At 71.2% G+C, this 12483-nt stretch carries 7 protein-coding genes; 3 read left to right on the top strand and 4 right to left on the bottom strand.

What is annotated here, in order from left to right:
* Positions 1-24 precede the first annotated feature (24 nt).
* From ACFW6B_RS39000 to acnA, 3 genes are all read right to left on the bottom strand, one after another.
* Positions 25-3303 carry a GH92 family glycosyl hydrolase gene (locus ACFW6B_RS39000; RefSeq protein WP_386604259.1) on the bottom strand — a complete coding sequence of 1093 codons (3279 nt, stop codon included), beginning with the start codon at positions 3301-3303 and terminating at the stop codon, positions 25-27.
* A gap of 373 nt (positions 3304-3676) precedes the next feature.
* Positions 3677-4777 carry a lytic polysaccharide monooxygenase gene (locus ACFW6B_RS38995; protein WP_386604257.1) on the bottom strand — a complete coding sequence of 367 codons (1101 nt, stop codon included), beginning with the start codon at positions 4775-4777 and terminating at the stop codon, positions 3677-3679.
* Positions 4778-5116: 339 nt separating this feature from the next.
* Positions 5117-7831 (bottom strand): aconitate hydratase AcnA, encoded by a 2715-nt coding sequence (gene acnA / locus ACFW6B_RS38990; RefSeq protein ID WP_386604255.1) that lies wholly within the window; start codon positions 7829-7831, stop codon positions 5117-5119.
* A gap of 389 nt (positions 7832-8220) precedes the next feature.
* On the opposite strand from acnA, the gene ACFW6B_RS38985 reads away from it, so the two are divergent.
* From ACFW6B_RS38985 to ACFW6B_RS38975, 3 genes are all read left to right on the top strand, one after another.
* Entirely contained in the window at positions 8221-8415 is a 195-nt protein-coding gene (locus ACFW6B_RS38985) for a DUF4236 domain-containing protein (RefSeq protein WP_386604254.1), read from the top strand.
* A gap of 228 nt (positions 8416-8643) precedes the next feature.
* Complete coding sequence (locus ACFW6B_RS38980; RefSeq protein ID WP_386604252.1) at positions 8644-10173, top strand: helix-turn-helix domain-containing protein; 1530 nt, start codon at positions 8644-8646, stop codon at positions 10171-10173.
* Positions 10174-10393: 220 nt separating this feature from the next.
* Positions 10394-11020 carry an HD domain-containing protein gene (locus ACFW6B_RS38975; protein WP_386604250.1) on the top strand — a complete coding sequence of 209 codons (627 nt, stop codon included), beginning with the start codon at positions 10394-10396 and terminating at the stop codon, positions 11018-11020.
* A 172-nt stretch (positions 11021-11192) separates the two neighbouring features.
* Here ACFW6B_RS38975 and ACFW6B_RS38970 read toward each other — a convergent pair whose 3' ends face one another.
* A complete protein-coding gene (locus tag ACFW6B_RS38970; RefSeq protein ID WP_386604292.1) occupies positions 11193-12341 on the bottom strand; it encodes a nitrate/nitrite transporter in 1149 nt (382 codons plus the stop codon).
* Positions 12342-12483 lie beyond the last annotated feature (142 nt).

Raw genomic sequence — 12483 nt, 5'->3', positions numbered from 1 at the left:
TCTCGTGCCGGTCAGTTCACCGGCTCACCGGCTCACCGCGAGGGTGAAGACGTGCAGGTCGGCGTTGTCCGGGAGCTTGACGCTCCTGATCGTCCTCCCCTCCGGCGCCGTGAACGGCCTGGTGGCGAAGACGTAGGTGGCCACCGGGTCCTTGTCCGCCCCCGCGACGTTGCGGTACGCGGTCCTCGCGACGGTCTCGTTGCCGTACTGGACGGTGCCGCCCCCGCCGCCGACGGTCCAGTCGGTGAAGGACAGGTCGACGGAGTCGGTGCCGCCGTCGGTGTACGTGACGGTCGCCGTGGTCTTCTGGTTGCCGTTCACGGCGCTGCCGATGAAGGACAACCGGCTCACCGGGTCGCTCAGTTCGATGGTCTGCGAGGTGCCCGAGGCGTTGTCGGGCCGGCCGGCCGGAGAGCTCGGCCAGGTGAAGGAGAGACCGTCCACCGTTCCCCGGCCGCCCGGGGTCAGGCCCGCCTCGGCGAGGGCCTGACGGGAATAGCTCCAGCCGCCGCCGTCGTAGTCGGCCTCGGAGTGGTCCCCGGTGTCGTCCGAGACACCGGTGTTGTCGTAGGCCGCGAGGAGCGATCCGGGGGCCGCGACGGTGAGCGCCACCGGCTGCGTGTACGACGTGCCGCCGGAGGTCACGGTCACCTTGACGTCGTAGAACCCCTGCTCGGCGTTCTCGGCGGCGGTGAGGGCGATCCGCTGGGCACCGTCGCCCACCGTGCCCTCGGCCGGGTTCGCCGTCACCCCCGGGGGCGTCTCCACCCGGAAGCGGACCTCGGGCCCGGCGCCCCCGCCGAGGGCGAGGGCGCGGATGTCGAGCGCGGTGCTTCCGCCGGGCGGGAGCGTCGCCGCGGTCGGGCCCACGCCGATCTGGTACGGCTGCTCGCCCGTGCGGAAGGACGGCGGCGCGGCCGCCTCGGCGCTGCCCCAGCCCTTGTCGGGTGTCGCGGACAGCGTGTAGTCGAGGGTGCCGCCCTCACGGACGAAGGAGGCCGGCAGCCAGGGCCTGCCGCTGGTACGGCCGTCCACCCGCAGCGACTGGACATAGGGGCTGTCCGCGGCCGCGCCCCGGGCCCGGATCTCGATGTCGGCGCCGCCCGGACGCTCGATCTCGATCCTCGGGAACAGCGGTGAGGCCAGGACGAGTTCGGCGCGGGAGGGCACCTGCGGGTACATGCCGAGCGCGGAGAAGACGTACCAGGACGACATCTCACCGAGGTCGTCGTTGCCGGGGATGCCCTCGGGCCGCGTCGACCACAGCCGGGTCATGGCCGCCCTGACGGTCTCCTGCGTCTTGTACGGCGCTCCCGCGTAGGCGTACAGGTACGGCACGTTGATCGACGGTTCGTTGTCCATCTCGGACTTGTCGCCGCCGCTGCCGGTGAACGCCCAGCTTCCGTCGGCGTTGTGGAAGAACGTGTCGAGACGGCCGAGGGCCTCGTCGCGTCCGCCCATGGCCGCGAAGAGGCCCGCCGGGTCGTGCTGCACCATCCAGGTGTACTGGGCCGCCGTTCCCTCCACGAAACCGTTGCCGGTCGCCGGGGTGAAGCCGGTGACCCAGCTCCCGTCGGCCTTGCGGTTGGCGATGTAGCCCCCGCCGGGATCGGCCGCGATGTTGAAGTTGTTCTGCCACCACTGCGAACGCGTCGCGAAGTCGGCGGCGGTCTTCTTCTCCCCCGCCGCCCTGGCCAGTTGGGAGATCGCGAAGTCCGCGCCGGACATCTCCAGGGTCTCGGCCGCGCCGCCCCAGGCGTTGGACACGGACGGCATGTAGTGGTGTTCGAGGTACTTGTCGAGCGAGGGGCGCTGGCCCACCGAGAGCACCGGTTTGCCCGCCGGTGAGAGGTCCTTCTCGGTCGGCACGGTCGCCGCCTTCACCAGGGAGTCGAGCGCGCCGTCCAGGTCGAAGTCCGTGCCGCCGAAGGCGCGGATGCCCGCGAGGGCCGGCGCCGACGGATCGCCGTTCATGACGTGCGTGCCGCTCGCGCCGTGCAGCCAGCGGTCCCACACTCCCCCGTTCTGCCGGGCGAGTTCGAGGAGCGACTGCGCGATGTCGGAGCCGGTGTCCGGGTCGAGCAGGGTCAGCAGCTGGACCTGGGAGCGGTAGACGTCCCAGCCGGAGAAGGTGCCGTACTGCGCCTCGTGCCCCCGGCCGACGGTGTGCACCTTGTCGTCGGGCCCCCGGTATCTGCGGTCGGCGTCACTGATGACGTTCGGGTGCAGGAGGGAGTGGTAGAGCGCGGTGTAGAAGGTGGTGCGGTCGCCGTCGGTGCCGCCGCCGACGCCGATCGCGCCGAGGCGTTCGCGCCAGGCCCGGTGGGCGGCGCGCTGGACGGAGGCGAAGGAGCGGGACGGCGGGTTCTCGGCCTCCAGGTTGGCGGTGGCGCCCTCCTGGCTGACGTAGGAGATGCCGACCTTGACGTTCACCGGGTCGGTGCCCGGCTCGAACTCCACGTAGCCGCCCGCCCCCTTGCCCGCGAGGGGCCGGCCGCCCTGCGCGAAGCCTCCGGTGCCGCCGCTCGCCTCGGTGGTTCCCGGGCTCAGCCGGTCGTCCCGCCAGGTGCCGGTGTTCTTGAAGGCGCGGTCGAAGCGGGCGGTGAAGTACAGGGTGTAGTAGGAGCGCCGGCCCTCGGGGTCGAGGTAGCCGCAGAAGTTGCCGGAGGTGACGGAGCCCGTGACGGTCCTGGTCTCCGGGTCGATGCGCACCGTCGAATCCGTCGACCCGACCTCGGAGTTGGCGGTGCGGATCAGCATCGAGGCGGGCTTGTCGGCGGGGAAGGTGAAGCGGCCCGAGCCGGTGCGCGCGGTCGCCGTGAGGTCGGCACCCACCCCGGAGGCGAGCCCCACCTTGTAGTGGCCGGGCTCGGCCAGCTCGCCGGAGTGCGCGAACCCGGAGGCGTAGACGGCGTCCTTGGTGTCGGCCGCCGGGGACGAGGTGACCTCGCCCGCGTACGGGAAGAACGGGATGTCGCCGCTGCCGCCCGCACATCCCGTTCCGGACATGTGGGTGAGGCTGAAGCCCCGGATGCGCGTGGCGTCGTAGTGGTAACCGCCGGGCGCGGCCGTGCGGGTGGCGTCCCCGCGGGTGTTCTCCGGGCTCCAGGAGAGCATGCCGAAGGGCGTGACGGCGCCGGGGAAGACGTTGCCGCCGTTCCTGGTGCCGATGAGCGGGTCGACGTACGCGGTGGGGTCCTGGACGATTTCCGGCGGCCCCGACGGGGGCGCGGCGAGCGCCGGGGTGGCGCCGGCGACCGTCAGGGCGACGGCCAGCAGTAACGATGACGGACGGAAACGCATGACGCGGCCCCTCCTCCTTCGGACGGGTCGCGCAGCACGGGTCGCACAAGCCGCAGGGACAGTAACGTGCGCCACGGGTACCACGGAAGACCGCCTGCGCCGCCGGTGGCGCGCCCGGAGCACACTCCGACGGCCCACCGCCGTCGGGGCGCCCGGCACCGCCCTCTCCCCCGAGGTCGGCCGTCAACATGCTTGACATCGTTGTCCGTTGGGGCGGTAGAGTCGTGGGCAGACCGTTCGACAACGTTGTCGTGCGCACCGGTCACCACAAGCCGCACCACCCCGGACAGGGCCTCCCCCGCCGCGTCCGGGTCCGCGGACCGGGCGGGCGGGTCCGAACCCGCCCGCCCGTCCACCCCCGGGCTCCGCTCGTTCAGCCGACCCGGCAGGGCAGGTCCGTCGCCGGATCGCCGCCCGAGCCGGAGACGACGTAGCCGAACGTGGTACTGCCGCCCGGACTCAGCGAGCCGTTCCAGCCGGCGTTGTGCACCATCACGTCCTGACCGCTGTAGGTCGCGTTGCCGCTCCACAGGCTGGCCACCGACTGTCCGCCCGGCAGGGTCCAGTCGACCATCCAGCCGAGCATCGGGACCGTGCCGGTGTTGGTGACCGTCACCTCGGACTGGTGGCCACCGGGCCAGGTGCCGGTGGTGCGCCGGGTCGCCGAGCAGGTGCCGGGCGGCGGTTCGGTCGGGTTGCCCGGGTCGTGGACGCCGGTGACCTCGCCGTTGCCCCCGTCGAAGACGACGTCGGAACAGGAGTAGAAGGTCTCCGCGCTGTCCGAGCGCTGCCAGACCACGTAGACGATGTGGCGGCCGGTCTTGCCCGCGGGCAGCGTGCCGCTCCAGGAGTAGTTGGCCTCGACCGTGCCCGGGGTGCCGTGGAGCGGCGGGTGGTCGACGGTGAGGAACGGCTGGGCCTCCATGTCGTTCCAGGTGAGGGTGCGGGTCGGGTCGAAGCCGTCCTTGGTGATGTAGACGTAGAACCAGCCGGGGTGCGCGGCCCAGGCGTTGTACGTGAAGTCGACGGTCGCGCCCGCGGTGAGATGGGTGAGCGGCCAGTCGGAACGCGGCTGGTCGAAGCCCGCGAAGTTGGTGTTGCCGCCGCTGCACAGCGAGCCGTCGGGGACGAAGCCGCGGGTGCGCCCCGCGCCGTCCGAGCGCAGCACCGAGAACCAGTTGTAGAACGGCGTGGTCCCGCTGACCTGTTGGGCCGCCTTGCAGGCCGGGTTCACCGGTTTGATCTCGCCGGTGTCGGTCAGCCCGTCCTGCCAGCACAGGAACGTACGGCTGGCGGGCTTCATGGGGGTGCCGTGCGCCTCCGCCCGGTCGCCGGTCATGACGATCAGGGCGAGGGCCGGGAGCACGGCCAGCAGGGCGAGGAGCACCAGGACGGGGGACGGGCGGCGGCCCGGGAGCCGTGATCGGCCGAGCGGCCGCGCTCCCGCCGAACGCCTCGATGTTGTTAGGTGCATGACAATGGATCCCTCCGTAAGGGCGTGCGGGATCAGGGGCGAGGCGGGAGCGGTTCCGGGGCGGGTTCCGGTCCGTCCATATGGGAGCGCTCCCACCTCACTCGGAAAGTAGCGCGCCCGGGAACCCCTGTAAACGCCCGGCGCATCGCGCGCACCCGTCCGGGCGCCGCGGGGGTGCGGGCCCTGAGGCGGGAACCGGGCAGAGGGAAGCCGTGGGGCGGGAGCCAGGCGGAGGGCCGGACGGCGAAGAACCGGACGGCGAAGGGCCGCACCCCCGTCACCGGGGATGCGGCCCTCGACTCCTGCCGGAGCTGCCCTACGACTGCGTCACCGGACCGCTCAGTTGCGGATCAGGTTGCGCAGCACGTACTGCATGATGCCGCCGTTGCGGTAGTAGTCCGCCTCGCCGGGGGTGTCGATGCGGACGACCGCGTCGAACTCGACGCCGGTGTCGGTGGTGACCTTCACCGTGCGCGGGGTGGTGCCGTCGTTGAGCTCCTCGACGCCGGTGATGGAGAAGGTCTCCTCGCCGGTCAGGCCGAGGGACTCGGCGTTCGCGCCCTCCGGGAACTGCAGCGGCAGGACGCCCATGCCGATGAGGTTCGAGCGGTGGATGCGCTCGTACGACTCGGCGACGACGGCCTTGACGCCGAGGAGCGCGGTGCCCTTGGCGGCCCAGTCGCGGGACGAGCCGGAGCCGTACTCCTTGCCGGCCAGGATGACCAGCGGGATGCCCTGCTCGATGTAGTTGCGCGAGGCGTCGTAGATGAACGCGACGGGCGCGCCCTCGACGGTGAAGTCGCGGGTGTAGCCGCCCTCGGTGCCCGGCGCGATCTGGTTGCGCAGGCGGATGTTGGCGAACGTACCGCGGATCATGACCTCGTGGTTGCCGCGGCGCGAGCCGTAGCTGTTGAAGTCACGGCGCTCGACACCGTGCTCCGTGAGGTACTTGCCTCCGGGGGTGTCGGCCTTGATCGCACCGGCCGGGGAGATGTGGTCGGTGGTGACCGAGTCGCCGAGCTTGGCGAGGACGCGCGCGCCGGCGATGTCCGAGACCGGGGTGGTCTCCATCGTCATGCCCTCGAAGTAAGGGGGCTTGCGGACGTACGTCGACTGCGGGTCCCACTCGAAGGTGTTGCCCTCGGGGATCGGCAGCGCCTGCCACTGGGCGTCGCCCGCGAAGACGTCCTGGTAGGACTTGCTGAACATGTCCTCGCCGATGGCGTTCGCCACGACGTCGTTGACCTCGGCCTCGGAGGGCCAGATGTCGGCCAGGTAGACCGGCTTGCCCTCGGTGTCGGTGCCGAGCGCGTCGCGGGTGATGTCCACCTTCATGGAGCCCGCGAGGGCGTAGGCGACGACCAGCGGCGGGGAGGCCAGGTAGTTCATCTTGACGTCGGGGTTGATGCGGCCCTCGAAGTTCCGGTTGCCGGAGAGGACCGAGGTGACCGCGAGGTCGTGGTCGTTGACGGCCTTGGAGACCTCGTCCGGCAGCGGGCCGGAGTTGCCGATGCAGGTGGTGCAGCCGTAACCGACCAGGTTGAAGCCGACCTTGTCGAGGTAGGGGGTGAGCCCCGCCTTGTCGAAGTAGTCGGTGACGACCTTGGAGCCCGGGGCGAGGGTGGTCTTGACCCACGGCTTGCGGGTCAGGCCCTTCTCCACGGCCTTCTTCGCGACGAGCGCGGCGGCGACCATGACGTACGGGTTCGAGGTGTTGGTGCAGGAGGTGATGGCCGCGACCGTCACCGCGCCGTGGTCGATCGTGTAGGTCGTGCCGTCGGGGGCGGTGACCGTGACCGGGTTGGACGGGACGCCGTTGGAGGCGGCGGGGGCGTCGGAGGCCGGGAAGGACTCCTCGCCCGCCTCGTCGGCGGTGGAGACGTAGTTCAGGACGTCGGTCTTGAACTGCTCGGCGGCGTTCGCGAGGACGATGCGGTCCTGCGGGCGCTTCGGGCCGGCGATCGAGGGGACGACCGTGGAGAGGTCGAGCTCCAGCTTCTCGGAGAAGTCGGGCTCGGCGGCCGGGTCGAGCCAGAGGCCCTGCTCCTTGGCGTACGCCTCGACGAGCGCGACCTGCTGCTCGGAGCGGCCGGTGAGCTTGAGGTAGTTCAGGGTCTCGCCGTCGATCGGGAAGATCGCGGCGGTGGAGCCGAACTCCGGCGACATGTTGCCGATGGTGGCTCGGTTGGCCAGCGACGTGGCGGCCACGCCCTCGCCGTAGAACTCGACGAACTTGCCGACGACACCGTGCTTGCGCAGCATCTCGGTGATGGTCAGCACCAGGTCGGTGGCGGTGGTGCCGGTAGGCAGCTCACCGGTCAGCTTGAAGCCGACGACGCGCGGGATCAGCATGGAGACCGGCTGGCCGAGCATCGCGGCCTCGGCCTCGATGCCGCCGACGCCCCAGCCGAGCACGCCGAGGCCGTTGACCATCGTGGTGTGCGAGTCGGTGCCGACGAGGGTGTCGGGGTACGCCTGGCCGTTGCGCACCATGACCGTGCGCGCCAGGTGCTCGATGTTCACCTGGTGGACGATGCCGGTGCCCGGCGGGACGACCTTGAAGTCGTCGAAGGCGGTCTGGCCCCAGCGCAGGAACTGGTAGCGCTCCTTGTTGCGGCCGTACTCCAGCTCGACGTTCTGGCCGAAGGCGTCCTTCGTGCCGAACTTGTCGGCGATGACGGAGTGGTCGATGACCAGCTCGGCCGGGGAGAGCGGGTTGACCTTGGCCGGGTCGCCGCCGAGCTCCTTGACGGCCTCACGCATGGTGGCGAGGTCGACGACGCAGGGCACGCCGGTGAAGTCCTGCATGATCACGCGGGCGGGCGTGAACTGGATCTCCTGGCTGGGCTGGGCCTGCGAGTCCCAGCCGCCGAGGGCACGGATGTGGTCGGCGGTGATGTTCGCGCCGTCCTCCGTGCGGAGCAGGTTCTCCAGCAGGACCTTCAGGCTGTACGGAAGGCGAGCCGAGCCTTCCACCTTGTCCAGCCGGAAGATCTCGTACGACTCGTCGCCCACCTGCAGCGTGCTGCGGGCGTCGAAGCTGTTCGCCGACACGACAGTCTCCTTCATTGATGTGCGCGTTCCCACCGCATCCTGCCGCCACGACGCCATGGCCGATCCGCTAAGGTAAGGCTAAGTTAGGTAGCCCTTACCGTCGGACCGATGGCGGCGTGCTGCTGCGGTACGCCTCGGCAGATATCTCGATGTCGAGATAACTCTAGTACACGGGGGCGGGCAGGTCATGTCCGGGCGCCCGCATGTCCGGGGCACCCCCTCGTCCCGGGCGTTCCGCCCGCCCGGAGCGCTCCGCTCGCCCACACACGAGGGGAATGCCCGTACCGCCCGAAAGCGCCCCGTCGCCGGAGAGTTGGCACACCCGGGCCGTTCCGGGGTACCCGGTGTACGCCGGGAACGTCCCGGGGCGACCGACACAGGGGGCACCCATGCCGCTCACCTTCCGCAAGAGCTTCCGCATCCTCCCCGGGGTGCGGCTCAACATCAACCGCAAGTCGTGGTCCATCACCACGGGCGGACGCCACGGACCCAAGCGCACCCACAGCAGCACCGGACGCAGGACGACGTCGATGGACCTCCCGGGACCGTTCGGGTGGCGCAGGACGACACGCAGGGCGAAGTGAAGCAAAGGCGACAAAGAGCCTAATTCCGACCAAACGTCACGCGAGCGCTCTTTCATGGCATTCGGCGACGGCGACACGGGCCCGCGGAGCCGGCCGGCACCCCGCGGGCTCCGTCGTCGCACCGGCACGGGCACCCGAACTGCCCCTCGAACACTGCCCGGTGACCCCGGCCACACGGAAGGCCGCGCTCCGTTTTTGTTTATCTCACATCCGATATACGGTCGCGCCATGGCAGACGACTACCTCGTACGTATCGGCAAGCTCATCCGTGACGCCCGGCAACACCGGGGCTGGACACAGTCGCAGCTCGCCGAGGCACTCGGCACCAGTCAGAGCGCCGTCAATCGCATCGAGCGCGGCAACCAGAACATCAGCCTTGAGATGATCGCCCGGATCGGTGAGGCGCTGGACAGCGAGATCGTCTCGCTCGGATATGCGGGTCCGATGCATCTGCGCGTCGTCGGCGGACGTCGTCTGTCCGGCTCGATCGACGTCAAGACCAGCAAGAACGCCTGTGTCGCACTGCTGTGCGCGACGCTCCTGAACAAGGGGCGCACGGTGCTGCGCCGGGTGGCCCGGATCGAAGAGGTCTACCGCCTGCTGGAGGTCCTCAACTCGATCGGCGTCCGCACCCGCTGGATCAACGACGGCGTCGACCTCGAGATCGTGCAGCCGAACGAGCTGGACATGGAGTCGATCGACGCCGAGGCCGCCATCCGCACGCGGTCCATCATCATGTTCCTCGGCCCGCTGCTGCACCGCCTGGACGCCTTCAAGCTGCCCTACGCGGGCGGTTGCGACCTCGGCACCCGCACCATCGAGCCGCACATGATCGCCCTGCGCCGGTTCGGTCTCGACATCGCCGCGACCGAGGGTCTCTACCACGCCCAGGTCGACCGGTCCGTCTCCCCGGGACGGCCGATCGTGCTGACCGAGCGCGGGGACACGGTCACCGAGAACGCGCTGCTCGCCGCCGCCCGCCACGACGGCGTCACGGTCATCCGCAACGCCTCCTCCAACTACATGGTCCAGGACCTGTGCTTCTTCCTGGAGGCCCTGGGCGTACGGGTGGAGGGCATCGGCACCACGACGCTCACCGTCCACGGCGTGCCGAACATCGACGTCGACGTGGACTACTCGCCCTCCGAGGACCCGGTCGAGGCGATGAGCCTGCTCGCCGCCGCCGTGGTCACCGAGTCGGAGCTGACGGTGCGCCGTGTGCCGATCGAGTTCCTGGAGATCGAGCTCGCGGTCCTGGAGGAGATGGGCCTCGACCACGACCGCACGCCCGAGTACTTCGCGGACAACGGCCGTACGCGGCTGATCGACCTGACGGTGCGGCCCTCCAAGCTGGAGGCGCCCATCGACAAGATCCACCCGATGCCGTTCCCCGGCCTGAACATCGACAACGTCCCGTTCTTCGCGGCCATCGCGGCCACCGCGCAGGGCCAGACGCTGATCCACGACTGGGTCTACGACAACCGGGCGATCTACCTCACGGACCTCAACCGCCTCGGCGGCCGGCTCCAGCTGCTCGACCCGCACCGGGTCCTCGTCGAGGGCCCGACCCGCTGGCGCGCCGCCGAGATGATGTGCCCGCCCGCGCTGCGGCCCGCCGTGGTCGTGCTGCTCGCGATGATGGCGGCGGACGGCACCTCGGTACTGCGGAACGTGTACGTCATCAACCGCGGCTACGAGGACCTCGCCGAGCGCCTGAACTCGATCGGGGCGCAGATCGAGATCTTCCGGGACATCTGACGGTCCGACGGCGTCGGCCCCCTTCCGGTCCGCTTCGGCGCGGGCCCGGGAGGGGGCCGACGCCGTCCCGGGACTTCTCCGGGGCTCCCGGGGCTGAGGCGGGTCGCCCCCGACGGGCGGCAGGCGGCAGGCGGTGGCCGTGCAACGGCCGGTTCGGTCAAGGGAGTTGCGGTCCCGGGCAGCCGGAGGGCGACCGGGGCGGGGAGGCATACTCGGCGGCATGACTGTTCCGAGCACTCCCGAAGCCCTGACCGTGCCCGTCGCCCCCGACACGGCCGCCTGCGCCGCCGCCCTCGAGGTCGCCACCGCCTACTGCTCCCCCGCCCTGCTCAACCACTCGGTGCGTTCCTACGTGTGGGCCTCCGCGTACGCCGCGCAGCGCGGCATCGAGCACGACGCCGAGCTGCTGTACGTGTCCGCGCTGCTCCACGACATCGGGCTGGTGGCGGAGTTCGACAGTCACACGGTCGACTTCGACGTGGCCGGCGGGCACGTGGCCTGGGTGTTCGCGGCGGGTGCCGGGTGGCCGGCGGAGCGCCGGCAGCGGCTGTCGGAGGTCATCGTCCGGCACATGTGGGACGCGGTGGACGTGCGGGAGGACCCGGAGGGCCATCTGCTGGAGCGGGCCACCGGTGTGGACATCTCGGGGCGGCACCTGGACGACTTCACCGCCGGGTTCCAGGCGGAGGTACTGGCCCGGTACCCGCGCGCGGGGCTCGCGGACGAGTTCCTGGCCTGCTTCCAGGACCAGGCCGCCCGCAAGCCGCGGAGCTCGCCGGCCGCGTCGGTCCGAGGCGGCCTCGCCGAACGCGTCCGGGCGAACCCGCTGGACCGCCCGGCCGGCTGACCCGCCGGACGCGGTCCGGCGAAGACGGTCCGATGGATGCGGTCCGGTGGACACGGGGACGCCGGGGATCGCGGGTACGCCGGGGATCGCGGGCTCCGCGGTTCCGGGCGGAACACGGTCTCGGCCGGCAACCCTCCCGAGCCGCTCGGGCCGGTGTGCGGTCCCGGCCCTCTCAGACCGTCTGGGCCGGTGTGCGGTCCCGGCCCACGTCGCGCATGCGCCCGAAGGCGTAGACGCAGCCGGCCAGGGCCAGGTCCGACAGCAGCATGAAGCCGATGGCGTAGGAATTCTTGGCGCTGTAGACGGCGCCCATGACGAGGGGCGGGACGAAGCCGCCGAGTCCGCCCATCGCGCCGACGATGCCGGTGACGCTGCCGACCTTCGGCGGCGGTGTGACCCGGGCGACCATCGCGAAGACGCTGCCGCTGGAGGTGCCGAGACCGGCCGCCGTCACGAGGAGGAAGACGGTTCCGCCCGGGACGAGTTGGGGTTCGAACGCCTGGCACACCGCCATGACCCCGACGATGCCGAGTGCCCAGGACGTGACGACGGCGGGGTGGACGCGGTCGGAGAGCCAGCCGCCGATCGGGCGGAAGATCACGGTGACGAGCGCGAAACCGGCCGCCCGGGTACCGGCGTCGGTCGGCGACAGCTCGTACCAGGTCTTGAGGTAGGTCGGCAGGTAGACGCCGAACGCGACGATGCCGCCGAACCCGATCGCGTAGAGGGCCGCGAGTTCCCAGGTGACCCGCAGCCGGGCGGCGTCGGCCAGTCGCGCGACCAGCGGGGTGGTGGGGACCACGCGGTCGGGACGGTCGGCGAGGAGGAAGTACTCCACGACGGCCATCACGGCCAGGGCGACGGCCAGCACCACGAACGGCAGGCTCTCACCGTGCTTGTAGATGCGCGGGGTGAAGTAGCCGGACAGTGCCACCCCGCCCATGCCCGCGCCGAACACGCCGATGGCGAAGCCACGGCGCGCGGGCGGGAACCAGGAGTTGACGAGGGGGACGCCGATCGCGAAGGTCGTGCCGCCCATGCCGAGGAAGAACCCGACGACGAGGAGGCCCGCGTAGGAGTCCTTCACGGCGATGAGCAGCAGGACGGGCACGATGGTCAGCGCGGTGACGAGGGGGAACATGATCTTCGCGCCGAAACGGTCGGTGAGCGCGCCCACGGGTACCCGGCCGAGCGAGCCGACGAGCACGGGGACGGCGACCATCAGCGACTGCTGGAAGGAGCTCAGCGAGAGCTTCTCGCCCAGGGGGGTGGCGATCGGCGCGATCAGGTTCCACGCCCAGAAGGTGATGGCGAACCCGATCGTGGCGACGACGAGGTTGCGGTAGGCGGGGGCGGGGGCCCCCGGGGGCCGCGGGTGCCGCCCCCGGCCCCCCCCCCCCCCCGGGGGGGGGGGGGGGGGCGCGGGGGGGGGGGGGGGGGGGGCCGCCCGGGCGGCGGCGGGG

It is taken from the genome of Streptomyces sp. NPDC058751 (genome assembly GCF_042746485.1).
Lineage (GTDB): Bacteria > Actinomycetota > Actinomycetes > Streptomycetales > Streptomycetaceae > Streptomyces.
The sequence above is the reverse complement of the archived record's forward strand: the minus strand, read 5'-3'. Positions and strand labels throughout refer to the sequence as shown.